This is a genomic window from Aliiglaciecola sp. 2_MG-2023, from assembly GCF_030548145.1.
GTDB classification, from domain to species: domain Bacteria; phylum Pseudomonadota; class Gammaproteobacteria; order Enterobacterales; family Alteromonadaceae; genus Aliiglaciecola; species Aliiglaciecola lipolytica_A.
In genome coordinates, this window is sequence record NZ_JAUORY010000025.1 from 51,642 (window position 1) to 69,361 (window position 17,720).

Below are 17,720 nucleotides of genomic sequence, written 5' to 3' on the forward strand. Positions count from 1 at the left end.
AACGTGAATCAGCAGCACTATGAGCGAATTTGGAATACGGTTTTACAGATTCCAATTGGCAAGGTTGCCAGTTATGGGCAAATCGCTGATTTAGCGGGTTTACCGGGACGGGCTCGCTTAGTTGGTAAAGCGTTAGGTTATGCCCCTGATTCGCTGCAAGTACCTTGGCATCGAGTACTTCGAGCAGACGGTAAAATTGCTTTTCCGGCGCAAAGTGAGCAATCCAATTTGCAAACAGGGTTATTACAACAAGAGAATGTTGCAGTATTTAATAACAGAGTGAAACTGAAGGTATTTCAATGGCAACCTGACTTAGCAGAAATGCTATTTAAATTGAACTACTAAATACTTGATAAATTTAAAGATTATGTAAATGTTCTTGTACCAAACAGCAGTGTGGTTTATGTTTAAGCGTATCTATTTTAAGCAACGAGTTTTCGGCCGGTGTTAAAAGAAATTTCAATTGATGAATTGAAGCCAGGCATGTACGTTCAAGCTATTGTTGAGCAGCGTGGCAATATGAAAATCAAAAGCCAAGGAAAGGTGACTAAACGCGCTATTGTCAGCCAGTTGAAAAAAAAAGGCATCATCCGACTTCTTATTGATCCTAGTAAAGAGTTTACTCCAGAGCCTGAACCAGACGTAGATAATCAACCCTCAGAAGAACAAAAACAGCCCACTAAACGCAGGGGACATATTACTTTTGACAGTGAAATTGCAGTTGCTAAGCAATTACACGACAAAGGTAAAGTAATTCAAAATAGGATGTTTAAGTTGGTAGCCAAAGGCTTACCAATTGATTTAAAACTGCCTAGAGAATTTACTGAACAACTTGTTGGCTCTATCGATCGTAACCCCAACGCGCTGATGTGTTTAACTAAAATACGTGAAAAAGACAGTTATCTGTTGGAGCATTCCCTTAACGTGGCGATATTGCTTGCGAATTTTGCGCAATTTATTGGCTTACAAGAAATTGAAGTGCAAGAACTCGCGTTAGCCGGCTTTTTACACGATATTGGTAAAATTAAAATACCAGATAGTATTCTGCACAAGCCCGGCCGACTTACCGATCAAGAAATGAATATTATGCGCGATCACGTCTTTCTTGGGATTCAAACCTTAGAAGAAATGGGATTACCTGAACACATTATAAAAATCATGTCAGAGCATCACGAACGTCTGGATGGTTATGGGTATCCAGAAGGTTTACGAGGGGATGAAATTAGCTTATATGGCCGCATGATAGCCATAGTCGACACTTATGATGCGATAACAGCCGATCGCTGTTACAAATCAGGCATGTCTTCTCAAAAAGCCCTCAAAATATTACTGGCTGACTCACCTGTGATGTACGATCAGCCCTTAGTGCAAAAGTTTATTAAATGTGTTGGCGTCTACCCTGTAGGCAGCCTAGTGAAGCTAAACAACGAACAAGTGGGTATGGTGGTCAGTTGCAATGAATTGGCACCATTGAAACCTGTTGTGAAGATCTTTTATTCTGCCCGCACTGGAAATTATTTACCAATCAAAGAGATCGACTTGACCCAAAGCCAAATGAAGGTTGAAAAGGGGGTCAAGCCCAGCCAATTCGACATCGACTTTAATCGTTACTTTGAAGAAAATATAGCCATCTAGCATTTAGTGCAAAATACATATTGTATTAGCACTTAGATGCCTTTTGCGATTGGCTGGCTACTGGCTATTTACCCGACTGATAAGCGCAACGCAATATTTCGCGCATTTGGTCGTCGGTGATGTGTGACGGACACAGGCCCTTATCTACTAACTCTTCTTTTACACATTCCACTGGCTTATCGGCAATGTTAGCGCTGTGCTTTTTGACATAACGTGTTAAATTTTGCTGCAACTTACGAGTTAAACAAGACATACTTCACCTGATACTTCTGGGGTTACCAATCAAAAAAACTGTACTATTCTTATACAGCATAAATCGAACCATGTTTGATATGTTATTTAAAAACAAAAGGTTAAGTGTTTTTGGTGGGGGAGGTGTTTTAGACGCTTGTCAAAAAGTCTGACAGAAAGTGTCAAATATACATCTGATTCAATGAAAGTTATGCACTGAGGTTCGGGTCACTCTGTTAGAGTTACCCACAGAAGAATCAAACAACCTGGCTAACCTCAATGCAGGTTTTTTTAATCATTAATTAAATTATTAGGTTTTAATTTGAAGCCAATTTTAGGCAGACGCAAACATTTAATCTGGACTCCATTACAAATTAAAATATTTGTGCTGGTGGTTAGTTTGTTTAGCATGGTGTTCGCGTTAACTCTGCTGAGTATATACAACGCTGCCTATAATCAGGCTGAACGTCAATTTTTGTCTCGTTTGAACGTGGGCCGCAATGTATTTTTAAACGAGTTGGCGAATGCCAAATCGCAACTTGATCTAAATGTAGAAACGGTTTCCAAAGACTGGGCACTGCGCAGTGCCATTGGACAAGGAGAAGATGAGGAATCTATCCGTACTATTTTATTTAACTTTGGGAGCCGCATAGACGCAGATATTGCCCTAGTGTTAGATAAAAAGTTTAAGCTTATTTCCCAGTATGGTGGGCAGGACAGTCAAGTTGCCCAAGCCTTAGGCCGAGAACTGAGTGACGAACAAAAACACCAAGCTTGGATCACTATGATGGGAGAACAGCCGTTTTTGGTTTCCGCTGAGCCTATTCGTGCTCCCGGCGTGATTGGCTGGTTAATCATGGGTAAAAAGCTCAACTTAAGCCTGTTCGAGCGAATTAAAAGTTTAATTTCTCTTGATATCAACCTTACTGTTGTCAGCGATAATCAAGCACTGCTTCCGCTATCGACTATTGATAACGACGAATTGTTAAATGATGCTATAAGAAACGCCAGTCTAATGTTGCCAGACGAAAACCGCGCTATCGAGTTTCAAACGGTAGACACCCATGACACCGTATTATTGCCATTTGTGCTGTTTGAAGATAATCGCCGACAGTTTGTCGTGGTATTGCAAGACTCCATTCAGACTTGGTTGAATACCTTACGACAATTTATGCTCGAGTTACTGCCATTCTTCGCGGTGGGTTTATTGTTAGCGGTGATTGGTTCCTACTATATTGCGCGCAGTATCACTCGACCCGTAGGTCGACTGCTGGATGCGGCTAAATTGGTCGCCAGCGGCAAATACAGTGATGCAATTCAGGTATCCGAAAAAAGTGAACTTGGCGAATTGGCGCTGGAGTTTGGCAACATGCAGCAAGCTGTTATGCAGCGTGAACAAAAGATAAAAGATCAGGCCGAAGAAATCAGGCAAACCAATAAAGCCAAATATCAAATTGAAATTGTGCAAAAAGAGCAGGAGTTGGCGAAGTCTGCCAATGAAGCTAAAAATCGGTTCTTAGCCAATGTCAGCCACGAAATACGCACACCGTTGAACTCCATTATTGGATATACCCAAGTACTAGATGATAGCCAAGCAAGCGTTCAGGAAAAACAGCAAGCAACGCGAGCGATAAACAGTAGCGGCCAATATCTGTTAAATATTATTAATGATGTTTTGGATTTATCTAAGATTGAGGCAGGCAAAATCCACCTGCAAAATATCGATACGTGCACCGTCAGTTTATTAAATGAAGTGCAGTCCTACATGCGCCGTTTTGCTGAAGAAAAAAGCTTGCAGTTCAATTTGCAACTGCACTTCCCGTTGCCCCATTATATCAATACAGATCCCACTCGATTGAAGCAAATATTGCTTAATTTGTGCAACAACGCCATTAAATTCACCGACCAAGGCCAGGTGGAGTTGCAGGTTTATTTTGATAGTTATAAACGACGTTTAATTTTTGTCGTGTCTGACAGTGGCGTGGGCATGAGTGAAGAGCAACAGTTGCGCCTGTTCACCGCCTTTTCTCAAGGAAGTTCTGCGATTAATCGTAAATATGGAGGCACAGGACTCGGTTTATATATCAGCAAACAACTGATTGAAATTATGAGGGGGCATATTAAAGTCACCTCTCAAGAGGGCGAAGGTAGCCAGTTCGCTGTTTATTTACCTTGGTCTGAAGCCCGCAATAAGGCAATGCTAACATCCCAAAAAGAAGCCGATGATATTGCCCAGCAGTACCAACACAACGACCTAAAAATACCACGCCTATCGGGACATATTCTGTGTGTGGATGATAACCAAGACAATTTACAGTTAGTCGCCTATTTACTCAGAAAAACCGGTGTGAAAATTAGTTTAGCAAGCAGCGGCATTGAGGCACTAGAGCTTGCGAAACGACATAACTTCGAATTGGTATTAATGGACATGCAAATGCCCGATATGGACGGTTTAGAAACAACTCGCAGATTGTTAAGTTCGGGTATTCAATGTCCTATTTTGATGCTCACCGCCAATGTTGATAGCGAAAGTATTAAACAAGTGATGCAGGCAGGGGCAACAGGGCACTTTGGTAAACCCATTAAGACCGAGGCATTTTACGCTAAATTAAGTGAGTTGATGGATTTGCATACGCATAATCCAATAGAGCACCAAACCTCTCAGCCTAGCAGCGAGTTTGAGCGATTAATTGAAGACTACAAAGCTAGCTTTGGGACCAAAATTAGCGATATCCAAAGCGCTGTTGAACAGCAAAATTGGAATGAAGTGCAGCAACTTATGCATAAATTAAAAGGCTCTGCGGGTAGCTACGGATTCGAACGTATAAGTGAATTAGCGAAACAAGTGGAAGATAATTTAACTCAGCAACAATCTGAAGATGCCACCGCAAGCTTAACGCAATTAATTGAATTGATGAGAGATACACGCGCCGAAAAAAGATAAGGATAGTTTCGCTAATCTCACAGAGTTGACGCATTAGTGTTAATCTTTGCGTTTAGATAGACTCTAATTCAGTCGCGTTTTTAGCCAACAAGCGCAAATCTAAAGACAAGGAAGTAACTTGAAAGTACTCGTTTTCTTACTGCTAGCCACTATTCTGCTGACCGCATGCAGCAAACAACTAAGCGTTGATACGCTTTATGCAAGTTGTCGAGATAAAACCGAACACTCCATCGTAAACTACATGGCGCAATTTCAGGTACTAAACGATATTAGCGGTGAAGAGCTCATCGGCTTGTTTGATTCAAAAGTGAGTAAAACTGAAAGTGTCGATCTATGCCAATGTTTTGTCAGCAAGTTTAAAAAACAAAGCGTCGAGGTACAAAATAAAACCCTAACGGACATCCAATCGATTAATGAGCAGCTAAAGCCAGAACTAAAACTATTTGCTAAAAAAGGCATACTCGGCAGAATAAGCTATCTAGATGAATATCAAAAAATTGAGAGCTTTATGCCAAAAATAGCCAATGTTAAACGCTTAATTAGGCAGGCAAGCGAGAACAAATACAAGCAGCAAAGGTGTTTGTTGTAATCCACTTTTTTCGCAACTAAACAGATTAATATTTATATAATAAACCCACGTAAAACGTACGACCGCTGGTAGTTGAGTTGTACGCTCGATCTGTCGAATCACTGTATTGCTCTTCTCGTTGATTAGTAAGATTTTGTGCTTCTAAGCTGAATTGCCACCGCCGATTCAACTGCAAGCTAAAACTCGCATCAATATATAAGGTGGAATGAAAACCCGTTTCATCTTCGTCTTGTAAAGTCATTGGATTGACTTGATGGATATAATTGTCTCGATAGGATGCTGAAATTCGCCCACTAAGGATTTTGTCGTCGTAATATAATGTTACCGCAGCGGTTTTTTTCGATAAATAAGGTAACGCCTTTTGAAACAAAAACTCAGCGTCGTTATTGTAGTAATCCTTCGTTCCATCCGTATAGTTAAAGTGGCCAATTAGGCCGACGTGTTGCCATCTAGATGTTAAATACGACCACTCGTAGCGCAGCATTGTTTCAAAACCCAATAGAGAAACTGACTCAGCATTTTGATTAGTGACCAGAGTAATGACAGAGCTGTCAGATAGATTGTTAGATTGCCATTTGTTTTCCAGCCCCGTTTCAGCGAGTGTTAATGATCTTGCCTGTGGTGCAATAAAATCATCAATTGATTTGTAGAAAGGCGTTACTGAAAATGATAGGTGATCTCTTGCTTCCCACTCTAACGAGACGTCAATATTCGTCGAGGCATAGGGTTTCAAGTCTGGATTTGAGGCATACATAACTTGGTCGGTAGGGTCATATTCAGCATAGCCCTTCAAATCGCTAAGTGAAGGACTGGCTAAATTACGAGACAAACTGAATCTAACCGCATAGCTTAACGATGGTCGCCAAACCATATTCACACTGGGCAACCAATTTACATGTTTGTTGCTATGCTCATGATGGGAAAACTCATTCGCAACATCTGTTGTTTCTTGTTGGAAACGACTGCCTGCTACCACTGTAAACTGCTTGTATTGCCACTTTAATGTAAAAAAAGCAGATGATTTTTGTTCTGTTAAGTTGTCATCAAAGTGTTCAATCAAAGCAACATTATTCGTTAGTGAATAGGGATCAATTCCAAAGTGCTGAATGGCATCGTGGGTTTGCAAGCCTAACCAACTAACGTTGGGATGAGAATCAACTAGCTGGGTATATTCCATGGGTAAGGATTGTGCTGTTGTTGACCATGCATCTAACAATAAATTAGTTTGATATATAGATAATGTTTGGGTGTCAAAGGTCGTGTGTTCAGCTCCAAATTGCCATAACAGGTTAGGTGTGAATTGATATTTTAAGGCTATTCTGCCGTGTTGGTAGCGGGTCGTCGCAAAATACTCTTCTAGATCAATTTCTCGCATTTCCCAAAGATCTCGCTGAGTTAGATCACTTGCATATTGAATATCCGCAAAAAACCGGTCAGCGCGGTAATCGATACTAATATCTGACATGCCTTGGGTATAAATCTTATTGCTGGTGGGAATTTCAAAGTCAGATTTCTCTAATCCTATCAGTAACGCCAATGACCATTTTTCCGATAGGTTAAATGCGCTGTTAAATACCGCTTGTTTGTAGGTTGTTTTGGTATCTTGGGCTCGGCTTTCCGTGGCTACTCTGGCATTGTTAAAAGCACTGTAGACTAGCTCATTATTGGCGTTCAACTGGGCATCAACGAATTCGGTTATGCCAGGTATTATAGGTGTTGATTGATCGCCTCGTGGATATAGGTGAAACTCATTTCTAGTTGCACCTAACGCTGCGTGTAAAATGTCTAAACGTGCTGAAGACTTCTCACCTTGGTATTCCAAGGCCAAGTTTAGCCCTCGCCGTTGTTGTTCGCTTCGCCATAACGAATAACGATTGCCTCGCGGCATAATAACTTCATTGTTGGCGAAGCTTTGTTGTACCTCGGGAGCTAAGGCGTCTAGTGAAATTACGGTAGGTGTGATTGCCCGCCATCTAATCGTATTTGCACCGCGTTCCTCTACGAACCTTTTTCCATAAGAGGCGGACAATAATGCCCCCCAATTACCCCATGTATTGGAGATTAAACCTGTTATACGGGGCGCGGTGTTATCTGAATATTCGTTCTTTCCAAGTTGTGGAGCGAGCACAAATTGAAATCCTTTTTGCGCAAATGGACGATTAGTTTGCAGTGCTAACGTACCCGCTAGCCCCCCAGTAATTTGTTCTGCACTATAGGATTTTAGCACTTGCGCTTGACTGAATAGTTCAGATGAAAACACGTTGAAATCTAATGACCGATCATGTTGTTTTTGCACACGACTGTCCATCGGCGAATCGTTGTTTGCCAGCACGGGCATGCCATTTATGGTAACTAAGGTAAAATCAGGAGAAGTTCCTCGAAGCGAGACTTGTCGACCTTCCCCTGCTTCTCTGGTGATCACCACCCCTGGAATTCTTTGCAATGACTCGGCCATATTAATATCGGGATAATTCGCCATATCATCAGATGCTAATGCATCTGATACCGCCACTGTGTGGGTTTTTATCTGTTTCGCTTTATCTAATGAAGCCCGCAGACCCGTTACTATGATTTCATCGATGTTGCTTTTTGCTGTGTTGGGGAGGTTTTTTACGGCTCGGGATAATTCAATGCCATGGGGGGTGATAGCGTACTTCCATGGGCTTTGGCGGGTCATTTTCTCTAGAGCGGCTGAAAGACTATATAAGCCTTCGATATTTACTTTATTTTCGCTGTTATTGCCGACGCCATTGATCACAAATGGGACTTGATAAACTAAGGAGATGCGTTTTATCGCCGCCTCAATCGAGCTGTTTTGGATCTGAATAAATTGTTTTTTTTCAGTGTTTGTCTGCAAATACTGGGTGTTTTTAGCCATGGCCGAGGGCAAACAAAAAAACACACTGAGTATTAACCCGTTTACCGGGGCATAACGGCGGTATTGCCGATTATTGTATCTACTTTTAATGGCGAAACTAAATCCTAGCATTAACAATAAAGCATTTAGAAAACCGAATGCATATTGAATAAAGGTGTTTTTACTAATTGCTAAGCAGGATTTTGTCGGCTTCATAGGTCACAGTGAATTGGTGCGCGCTGGCAATTAGGGCTAACGACTGTTCGGCCTTATCAAGTGGGAAACGTCCACTAATTTTGCGATCAAGCAGTTCTTGAGAAGCAATTTCTACAGGCTGTTCAATGTAACGTTGCATATGCGCTACTACGTCTTGCAGCGGTTGTTGTTCGACTTCCAGCCAACCGCCGCGCCAAGCCGGTAGCATAGGTAGCTGTTTGGATGGCAATCTACTGGCTTGTCCATTTTCGAGCAGAAGTTGTTCGCCTTTGGTTAGAGTGAACACGTCATCTGCGTTTATTTGCACTCGCCCCTCATAAACGGTAACCAAGGTGCGAGCATTGGTATGGTCTACATCAAATGAGGTGCCTAACACACGTATTTGCATGTCCCCCACATCAATGACAAACGGACGATTTTTATCTTTGGCAACATCAAAATATATTTGCCCTTGCTCCATTAGCGCATATCGAGACGTACTGGTTTGCTGCACATTTAGTTGGCTATTCGCATTCAAGTGAACTTGTGTACCATCTTGCAAAACTTGAGAGGAGCGAGCACCTACAGGGGCTTGAATTTGCTGTTGATAAACTGCGTGGGGTGCAGCGACTAATGGCGACGAATCATCGGGCTTATTTTGCAAAAACAATAAAAAAGCGCTAATAAGCGCGATACAGAACAGGCTCGCAGCTATGTTGGTTGGATTGAATTGATAGAAACTAAAAGTATGGGCTTTGTGGTTATTCTGGGACTTATTCCTGACCGCGTTTTTATCATCTGTGCTAGGTTTTTGACTAACATTCATTGCCGCAGTCAGTTCTGCTGATTGCATTAGTTGACTGATTTTGCGGTAAGCCTCTGCATTTTTGGGCGTGGTTAACCAACGCTCAAATTCTACAGTTTGTTCAGCGTTAAGAGAGTCCTGTTGATCAAACCAATCTGCGGCTTGCTCTATTGTATGTTTATTCATGTACTGTTCTCAATGTACCAGATGATTTTGCATCAATTTCTTTATTAAACGTCTAAACATAAGGAAAGGTGACAATTTTTATGCTCATTTCCAATCATTTTTTTCCGCGCATAAAGCAATATCTACCATGGCACGATTAATGTGTTTTTTTACAGCCTCTAACGACAACCCCAGCTCCGTTGCAATTGCTTCTCTGCTCATCCCCTCTAGGCGGCGCATTCTAAATACTTGTTGTCTTAAGGGCGGCATCTCATCCATTACCTTTGACAGTATTTTTACTTGCTCGAGTTTAATGAAATCATCTTCTAATCGCTGACCTTGTGTATACTCGTCGACCATATCAGATTGGCTTAGATGTTTTTTTTCCGTACGCCAATGATCAAATAAAGCCGATTTAGCAACTGTAATTAAGTAAGCCAGTGGATTATTCAACCTTTGTTCTGAATCTTGTTTTAGGTTATTTCGAATCGTTCGCAACATGGTTTCTTGCAGCACGTCATTGGTCACATCAGCGTTTTGTGTTCGCGCGTGTACAAAGGTTCTGATTTTCGGCATCAGCTTAATGAAAGGATCGTTTTTTTTCATAACAGTATTCGCTCGAACTTATAAAGTCGAAATACGAGGCAATCCTAACCCTATATTTGGTGACACCAATAACACTTTGAAATTTATCTAAAAGTAAGACAAAACTGCTCAGTGAAAATTTGCTAGTCAGGCCAATCAATAGTCAGCATTACAACCACGCGGGAGCGCGATAATACGGTTTTATTGTGACAATTTAGTGACAAATTGGCGTTGAAAAAATATATAAAAAACCCTGTCCCCTTATTAATTTTAGCGCCGTCTTATGCGCAGAGAACCTTGATGGATATCGCCAACTTGAAGCCTGATATTCGCCATGAAAATTACTTTTATTAATGAGGAAACAGCCATGAAATTGAAACATTTCACTCTAACGTTAGCCGCGGTAAGTGTGCTTAGCGCCTGTAACATTGGTGACGACAATGACGCTGAAGTAAGTGCACTGCAAGCGCAAGTCGCACAACTGCAAACCGAACTCAACAACATAGACACAGCGAATGAAGCGGAAGTTGCCACTTTGAACGCGACTGTTGTTGCGATGCAAGCACAGATAGATGCTATGACTGCAGAGTTAGTGACCTTACAAGAAGCATCTAACAGTGCCTCAACAGATGAAGATATTGCTGCTTTGCAGGCTGAAATTGAAGCCCTGCAAACAACGTTAGATGCGTTAACGGCACAAGCCCCGGTATTAGGCAGCAATGCCACAACAGGTGCAAACATCCTACCTGAAGATGCAGATAAGGTTTTACGCTTTGCTATCTTTCCAGATACCCAAGGCCGAGATGATGACAACATGTCTTTGTATGTTGACGTTGATAAAGACGGTAATACCTTGTCGATTAAAGAATACGTTGGTGTCGATTACAATGGTGATGGTTATTATGATGCTGGAACTGAAAGTCAGAATGACGCGGTTAAAGCCAATGATTGGGATGAAGATGGTATTAGCTACTTAGTTAACGTTGAAGACCCTTTTCACCCGTATATCGAAGTAGATAGTGACGGCGAGCCCATAGTTGTTGCACCTGAAGATCGTAAAGATTTTGGTCCTGACTGGAAAGTGCTACCTTTACCTTTAGTAGAAGCGGTTACCGATAAAATGATTGAGCTAAATGTCGATTTGGTTCTAGCCACAGGCGACATTACCGAATATCGTGCTGAGTCTGACTATGTGCAGTGGATGGAAAAAGTGGCAGGGCCACTAAGAGAAGCTGGAGTAAGTGTTTTCCCGGCACGTGGAAATCACGAAATCGTAAATGGTAGAAACTGGCCTGCATGGTTTACTAACGAACAAGAGTGGGAACGTCAGTCAGTCAATAATGTTTACAACGATATTAACCCTTATGAAGGTTACGAGCAGGTTGATTTTGACCAAGGTTATAAGCTGTATCAAGCATACACAGGCTCGTTGGTTCGTGAACATTTAGATAACGGTAAAGCTGTAGGTTTTCCTGGTGCAGAAGATTTGGTTTATTATTTTGTTGAAGATAAAACCATGTTTATTGCTTTAGATTTCTACTTTGCAGAACTGTATAGCAGCGCCTATAGAGGTACCTGGACAATTTTAAGAGAATGGTTAAAAGAAGTCATTACGGCCAATGCCGCAGAGGTTGATCATATTGTCGCTTTTGGACATGAACCGTTATCAACTAAAAAACGCCCGCAAACTTATCAAGTCGAAATTTACGATGCCTATGTAGCAGACCGAATTGCTTTGCAAGAAGCTAAAGATGCGGCGCAAGCAACGTTAGATAATGCCATTGCAAACAATGTGTCTGCTGAAGAAATTGCGGTTTATAGCAATGCTTTAGAGACGGCAACCAGCGCATACGAAGAACTAGAAGAGCCAAGTTTGAATGGTTACGATATAGGTCAATTGGGCTACTTGCAATTGCAGGATGAAGCCGAACCTGGATTGGCTGCGGACATATTAAACTTGTTCAACAATTACCAAGTTACTTATATTGCAGGGCATGATCACCAATATGCTCGTAGTTTAATTCATCCTACATCAGAAGATAAAGATACCGCCAATGGATTCACCCAAATTATTGGTGGTAATGCATCATGGAAGGCCTATGAAGATCTCTATGGTATGCACGATGATCACGAAACAGGCTTATTCATTAATAACTTCTACGACACTATTACAGGTGGGAATTTAACCAACAGTGAAGGTACCAAATACGCAAGTGTCAGTTCTGACCTTGGCAATGGTATTTCATTTGTACTTGTTGAAGTGAATGGCCGTCAAATTACCACTAAGGCCTATTACGCAGACCATAGCTTAACTGAAGTGGATATGAATTTGGGCGCGCATTATGATTACGATAGTAACGCTTGGTGCACCTATTCTGGCGATTACATGGTAGCAGGCGCTAGCACAACACAAACATGTGACCAAGTTGAGTGGCAAGTGTTAGATGAAAATACCCGCACCACAGATGCGACCGTACGAGTTGTAGCACCTGATCAAAACTACTACGCTCACTCTGAAGCGAAAACAGAAGATGGCTATGTTGGTTCTCAAGCAACCATCATTGATGGCTACAACCTTACATATAACAGCTCATATGCCGCAACTGTTGGTGAAGTTGAGCGTCTTCGTGAATTGTTCTCCATGAGTTGGTTTGTCGATGAAGATGCCACTACCCTTTCGGATGTGTTATTCCTAAGCGGAAATCAAACCCAGGAAGGTTCGTACTTTAACCAATATGGTGACCTAGTTACGCCTATCATCGATGTAGACGCAGGTGTTTTAGCGCAAGGTGAGTCTGCGTCGTTAACCTATGTTAACCAAAACGGTGAGCAAGTGAATAATCCAACCCACACAACGCGTGATGGAATATTTGTCAAAGGTACTGATATTGAAGCATCGTTAAATCCATCGCTTGCTAATGGTAACCCGAGTGGTAATGATGCTAATTGGAATGGCCGCTACCTAGCTGATGGTTTAGATTTTGCCGACGCCATGACATTAGTAATGACCGCGCCTGAAGGATATACTTTGACTGATTTAACCATCGGCCGTTTCGATGAAGCAACTCAATCATGGGTACCCGCGTTTAGTGATGAATGTTATATCGAGAGTGGTTATTCTGACCATTACTCTACCTATTACAGAATCACAGACCAACACCCAGAAGGTGGTTTCCAAGTGTCCAATTGCCAACAACGCTACTGGGGCTATGTTAAAGATAGCAACACAATCTGGGGATTTGTGCACACCGACGGTAAATTTGCAGTCATAGAAAAGTAAGATTGAATATAAAATCTATTTACCCAATGAAGGCATAAACAAGCTTACATTGGGTTATTTAAAAAGCCTATCGTGACGATAGGCTTTTTTTGTAGCGCTTATACGGACTTTATAAAATCGATAATATAAATAGCAAAGGTTCAATATCCAGGGTATTTATTCCATATGGCATTATCAAAACTCTGGTTTGACGCATAAGGACCAATGCCCCAAGTTGGAAATTCAAACAAATCTTTGGCTATCTCTGCGATGGTTTCGGATAATTCCAGCTGTTGAACAAGTTGCTGATCAATACTTGTCACGCCATAAAGCGCTCCCCATAAATTGCCAGAGATAGCTCCAGTAGAGTCAGAATCGCCATCATGGCTTACGGATATGCTCATCAGATGATTAAAATCATTGGCGACTATTGCACAATATAATGAAATGGCGAGTGCCTCTTCGGCTATCCATCCTTCACCCATTTGTTGAATCGTTTTTGCATAATCGCTTTGTGTTTTCGATAGACTTAAAGCTTGCTCGATGGCATTAATGGTTTCTTCAGCGCTGCGTTGTTCTTTAAGTATTGGGATAACGGAAAGTGCGGCGTCGACTAAGGTGTAACCGTCTAATATCTGATAAATGATGGCGGAAAATGCCCCCGCGGCCAAATAGCCAGTAGGATGACCATGAGTAAGTTGTGCGGTATTACAGCCAAGCTTAAAACACTCCTCAAGGGTAAAACTGTCTTTTAAGCGCCAGCAAAATAAACCGATAGGCGCAACACGCATCACCCCCCCACAACCTTTACTGTCATTGAATGCTAACTCTTCAAATCCCCCTGCTGTGCTGAGTGCATTTAGGCAAGTGTTACCGGGGGCGCGCTGGTCGTGGAGCTCTCGGTATTGCCAAAGAAATCCGTCATTGCTTATGGTTAAATTACTCGGCGAGGAGTGGGACTGGGTTTGTAACCAGCGCTGATAAGCATGACCAATACAGCCTAACCACGAAGTCGCGCCTTTATGCTTCCCCCGCACATAAGCCCTCAACAAACCTTCTGCGGTAAAAAGCGTCATCTGGGTATCGTCTGTAATCGCCCCAACTTTACCATAAGCTGGCAGGAGCGAAGTCACACCGTCATTACCACACTTTGCAAGGATTCGTTCTCTAGACATGAACTCAACAGGGGCTCCAAACGCATCGCCAATTGCGCCTCCCAATAGGCAACCTATGAATTTGCTGCGTAAAGCGCTATCTATTGAAGTGCAGGTGGTTTCTGAATTAGTTTTACTAAGCGTGTTTACATAAGCGGTAAAATTAAACTCGGGCTGATGGAAAAACTCATGTACTTGCAGTTGAGTACCAACGTGCATCGCTGAAATAGCATGCAATCCCACTTGAGAGATCCAAGTATCGATTTCTTCACCAGTGTTGCTTATACCTAAACCATGCTGCCAATAGCTGATATAACTATTCCCCGCATGGGATGCATACGCTTGTGAAATTTTACCAGCCCTGTGAGCTGCGTACTTAAAGCTCTTCTCAGCCGTATTTTGCCTGCCCGCTGAGTCATTATCTGAGCAAATTAATTTGATTTGTGAAAGTGAGTCATCATCCAATGGCTCATAGGCACACATAATGAGACCTGTGTCGTCGAGACGAAAAGCAACAAGCAAACGATCTTGACGTTGAATAGTGACGATTTCATCTTTAGCCAAATCAATCTCACCGTAAACCAGACTCCAATTATTCCCCTCAGCACCGGTCTCATTTTCAAGTTCTGGTTCATAGAGGATGTTGAATAATGCGAACATGGCAGGATGCAAATCGTTGTGATCAACATCTTTCTGATTTAGCTTCACCTGAAGTCCGTATAACAATAGCTCGGGCGGCAAAATGCCTTCCCCATTTACCGATGCGAAAAGCGCTTCCTTAGGTATATAAAACTCTCTATCCGGTAACCCCAACTTTTGTAATGCGTCTGGCTTAAAATGTAATCCAACTAATTTCGACATAATATTCCTTTATTGATTTACCAGTGGTGAAACTAAATCTGAAAGCTGAGTTAATGCACTTAAGCGTTCATCAAAATAATCGTAATGATCATAAACCCCTTCAACACCTCTAAGTTTGTGATTCAAACAGCGCTCACTAATATGAGGCGGTACCTTTAAACTTGCCAATAGTGTTCTAGCGGTGCGTCGTAAGTCATGCACAGTAAAATGAGGAATCTGAAGTTTCTCTTCCTTAAATAACTTGGCAATGGCTGCATTAAGTGTGTCGTGAGACATGTATTCACGTTTGCTGCGGCGTCGGCTTGGAAACACGTATTCGGAGCCTGCAGAACGGATCTTTAGTTCTTCCAACCACTTTATAACGGGGTCGGTTAACGGAACCTTGATTGACGTTCCGGTTTTCGTTCTCTCTTCTGGAATAATCCAATAGCTCTGTTCAAAGTTATACTCAGCCCATTTGGCAGCCAGTAATTCCATCTTTCGACAAGCTAGGCAGACAAGCAACGCGACAGCTAAATAGTTCTCTCGGGTTATTTGGTCTTTCTGTTTATGCATTTCGATGAATAAGGTTTTCAATTCTTCCGCAGACAATGCTCTAGTACGTGCCTTTTCAATACCGCCAGCATCATCATATTTAAATGCTTCGGCAGGATTGGATTGCAGCTCACCCAATTTAATGCCGTGTCTGAAAATGTGCTTTAGGTAATTTAGCGCATCATTAGCAATTGCAGGTCTTCCATCATTAGCAATTTTTTGAATAACCGTTCTTACGTCAATAGGTCTGATAGATTCAGGTGGCAATTGGCCAATGATGGGATCGATATTCTTTTCGTATACGCGTCTATAAATATGTGCGGTTTTGATTCTCTTCTCGCGCTCATTAAGCCAATCATTGGCTAGATCTCGGAGTTGATTAAAAGGCTTTTCATTTTCCAACTTTCTTTGTTCAAGAGGATCTTTGTTTTTCTTAGCTTGCAGCTTTATTTCCGCCGCTTTGATTCGTGCCTCTGCTAAGGAAAGTTGTGGATACGGTGTATCAAGGGTCATTACGCGACGTTTACCGAAAACGGTATAACGCACTTCAAAACTGGTTCCGCCGGAATCACTGACTCTAAAGTATAAGCTTTCGCCCAGTGGAACGCGGCATGGCTCTCCCTTTTTGGCTAAAGAGGCAATTTGCTTGGCATTGAGTTTAAGCATTAGCAGATCCAAAATGGTTACAAAAACATTGTTTGTTTCTGAGTTACCATAATTAAGTGGTTACAGTAACCATTATTGTAACCACTTTTATTGATATCTCCAAGTAGCTTGAGACACCTTGGAATAGCTAATGCTTTATTTTATATGGGTTTGTGCGTGCTTGAGTAACCCTGAAATAATCACTCTATATTCTGGATCTGCTCGCGCATTTGCTCAATCAACACTTTCAATTCCACGGCTGATTGGGTGATGTCAGCGTGGATGGATTTTGAGCCTAGGGTGTTTGATTCGCGATTGAATTCTTGCATCATGAAGTCGAGTCTTCGGCCGCATGCGCCGCCTTTATTGAGGATGTTGTGAGTTTCGCCAATATGGGAGTTGAGTCGGTCGAGTTCTTCGGCGACGTCGACCTTTTGTGCAAGCATGATCATCTCTTGTTCTACTCTGCCCGCTTCAAGTTCGATTTTTGCTTCTTCGAAGCGGCTTAATAGTCGCTCTTTTTGCCATGTGATGATTTCTGGCATTCTGGCGCTCACGATTTTGACTTGTTCTTGTATTCCTTCAAGGCGTTGTTCAATCATTTCTTTTAAGTTAACACCTTCTGCCGCGCGAGCTTGGATGAAGTCGTTGAGAGTGTCGTCAAAGCCTTTCATTATGTCGGTTTGAATGCTGTCCATATCGGTTTCCACCGTGGCAATAACGCCAGGCCAGCGCAGGATATCGACGGGGTTTACGCCGCTTGATTGGCCGTGAGATTGTACCCAGTCGGCGGCTTTTAGTAGCTGTTTGGCAAGATCTTCATTAAGACTTAGCTCGCCTGCTGCTGCATCGTTGGGAATATAGCGTAATGCACATTCTACTTTGCCCCGTTGAAGACGTTTTCTAAAACGTTCTCTTAACATTGGCTCGAGTGAGCGAAACTGCTCTGGAAGGCGGAAAAAGGTTTCTAGGTAGCGTTGATTAACCGAGCGAATTTCCCATATTGCGGTGCCCCATTCTGCTTTTATTTCGTTGCGGGCAAATGCTGTCATGCTATATATCATGGGTATTCCTCAATAATTTAAATTTGAATGCTGGCATAGTTTACGCGTTATTAACAAAATTCGCAGTGGTTTTTGTTATTCGCAGCTAAGCCTTTAGGCCACGGGATTTGCGCTGAAATGTTGAGGGGCTAAAGCCGCCTCCTACAGGGAGGGATGGTGAAATTATCTTGTAGCATGGTCTTTAGGCCATGGGATTT

At 42.1% G+C, this 17,720-nt stretch carries 12 protein-coding genes; 5 read left to right on the forward strand and 7 right to left on the reverse strand.

Going from position 1 to position 17,720, the window contains the following annotated elements; all coding sequences use genetic code 11:
• Nucleotides 1-3: 3 nt before the first annotated feature.
• On the forward strand, nucleotides 4-345 hold the full coding sequence (locus Q4567_RS19110; RefSeq protein ID WP_216047717.1) for an MGMT family protein: 342 nt from the start codon (nucleotides 4-6) through the stop codon (nucleotides 343-345).
• Nucleotides 346-444: 99 nt separating this feature from the next.
• Nucleotides 445-1,635 carry an HD-GYP domain-containing protein gene (locus Q4567_RS19115; RefSeq protein WP_216047718.1) on the forward strand — a complete coding sequence of 397 codons (1,191 nt, stop codon included), beginning with the start codon at nucleotides 445-447 and terminating at the stop codon, nucleotides 1,633-1,635.
• A gap of 64 nt (nucleotides 1,636-1,699) precedes the next feature.
• Here the strand turns inward: Q4567_RS19115 and Q4567_RS19120 are convergent, their stop codons facing one another.
• Nucleotides 1,700-1,888 (reverse strand): hypothetical protein, encoded by a 189-nt coding sequence (locus tag Q4567_RS19120; RefSeq protein WP_216047719.1) that lies wholly within the window; start codon nucleotides 1,886-1,888, stop codon nucleotides 1,700-1,702.
• 300 nt (nucleotides 1,889-2,188) lie between these two features.
• On the opposite strand from Q4567_RS19120, the gene Q4567_RS19125 reads away from it, so the two are divergent.
• Complete coding sequence (locus Q4567_RS19125) at nucleotides 2,189-4,810, forward strand: response regulator (protein WP_303501704.1); 2,622 nt, start codon at nucleotides 2,189-2,191, stop codon at nucleotides 4,808-4,810.
• Between the two features lie 118 nt (nucleotides 4,811-4,928).
• On the forward strand, nucleotides 4,929-5,399 hold the full coding sequence (locus Q4567_RS19130) for a hypothetical protein (protein ID WP_303501705.1): 471 nt from the start codon (nucleotides 4,929-4,931) through the stop codon (nucleotides 5,397-5,399).
• 25 nt (nucleotides 5,400-5,424) lie between these two features.
• On the opposite strand, the gene Q4567_RS19135 is transcribed toward Q4567_RS19130, so the two are convergent.
• The 3 genes from Q4567_RS19135 to Q4567_RS19145 form a co-directional block, all read right to left on the reverse strand.
• Nucleotides 5,425-8,472 (reverse strand): TonB-dependent receptor, encoded by a 3,048-nt coding sequence (locus tag Q4567_RS19135; RefSeq protein WP_303501707.1) that lies wholly within the window; start codon nucleotides 8,470-8,472, stop codon nucleotides 5,425-5,427.
• Nucleotides 8,441-9,442: a FecR domain-containing protein gene (locus Q4567_RS19140; RefSeq protein WP_303501710.1), complete on the reverse strand. Its 1,002-nt coding sequence runs from the start codon at nucleotides 9,440-9,442 to the stop codon at nucleotides 8,441-8,443. Before Q4567_RS19140 ends, Q4567_RS19135 begins: the two co-directional genes overlap by 32 nt.
• Before the next feature lie 84 nt (nucleotides 9,443-9,526).
• Nucleotides 9,527-10,027: an RNA polymerase sigma factor gene (locus tag Q4567_RS19145; RefSeq protein WP_216047723.1), complete on the reverse strand. Its 501-nt coding sequence runs from the start codon at nucleotides 10,025-10,027 to the stop codon at nucleotides 9,527-9,529.
• A gap of 346 nt (nucleotides 10,028-10,373) precedes the next feature.
• Between Q4567_RS19145 and Q4567_RS19150 the strand changes: the two genes are divergently transcribed.
• Nucleotides 10,374-13,286, forward strand: a complete 2,913-nt coding sequence (locus tag Q4567_RS19150; RefSeq protein WP_303501714.1) for a metallophosphoesterase — start codon at nucleotides 10,374-10,376, stop codon at nucleotides 13,284-13,286.
• Nucleotides 13,287-13,426: 140 nt separating this feature from the next.
• Here the strand turns inward: Q4567_RS19150 and Q4567_RS19155 are convergent, their stop codons facing one another.
• The 3 genes from Q4567_RS19155 to Q4567_RS19165 all read right to left on the reverse strand — a co-directional run bounded on the left by Q4567_RS19155 (nucleotide 13,427) and on the right by Q4567_RS19165 (nucleotide 17,523).
• Nucleotides 13,427-15,280, reverse strand: a complete 1,854-nt coding sequence (locus Q4567_RS19155) for an ADP-ribosylglycohydrolase family protein (RefSeq protein WP_303501716.1) — start codon at nucleotides 15,278-15,280, stop codon at nucleotides 13,427-13,429.
• A gap of 9 nt (nucleotides 15,281-15,289) precedes the next feature.
• On the reverse strand, nucleotides 15,290-16,480 hold the full coding sequence (locus tag Q4567_RS19160) for a site-specific integrase (protein ID WP_303501719.1): 1,191 nt from the start codon (nucleotides 16,478-16,480) through the stop codon (nucleotides 15,290-15,292).
• Nucleotides 16,481-16,659: 179 nt separating this feature from the next.
• On the reverse strand, nucleotides 16,660-17,523 hold the full coding sequence (locus Q4567_RS19165; protein WP_216047740.1) for a YicC/YloC family endoribonuclease: 864 nt from the start codon (nucleotides 17,521-17,523) through the stop codon (nucleotides 16,660-16,662).
• Between the last annotated feature and the right edge of the window lie 197 nt (nucleotides 17,524-17,720).

Excerpts from the sequence above, each read along its gene's own strand:
- Q4567_RS19120 (WP_216047719.1), bottom strand. The coding sequence starts at position 1,888 with ATGTCTTGTTTAACTCGTAAGTTGCAGCAAAATTTAACACGTTATGTC.
- Q4567_RS19135 (WP_303501707.1), bottom strand. The coding sequence starts at position 8,472 with ATGAAGCCGACAAAATCCTGCTTAGCAATTAGTAAAAACACCTTTATT.
- Q4567_RS19140 (WP_303501710.1), bottom strand. The coding sequence starts at position 9,442 with ATGAATAAACATACAATAGAGCAAGCCGCAGATTGGTTTGATCAACAG.
- Q4567_RS19145 (WP_216047723.1), bottom strand. The coding sequence starts at position 10,027 with ATGAAAAAAAACGATCCTTTCATTAAGCTGATGCCGAAAATCAGAACC.
- Q4567_RS19150 (WP_303501714.1), top strand. The coding sequence starts at position 10,374 with ATGAAATTGAAACATTTCACTCTAACGTTAGCCGCGGTAAGTGTGCTT.
- Q4567_RS19155 (WP_303501716.1), bottom strand. The coding sequence starts at position 15,280 with ATGTCGAAATTAGTTGGATTACATTTTAAGCCAGACGCATTACAAAAG.
- Q4567_RS19160 (WP_303501719.1), bottom strand. The coding sequence starts at position 16,480 with ATGCTTAAACTCAATGCCAAGCAAATTGCCTCTTTAGCCAAAAAGGGA.
- Q4567_RS19165 (WP_216047740.1), bottom strand. The coding sequence starts at position 17,523 with ATGATATATAGCATGACAGCATTTGCCCGCAACGAAATAAAAGCAGAA.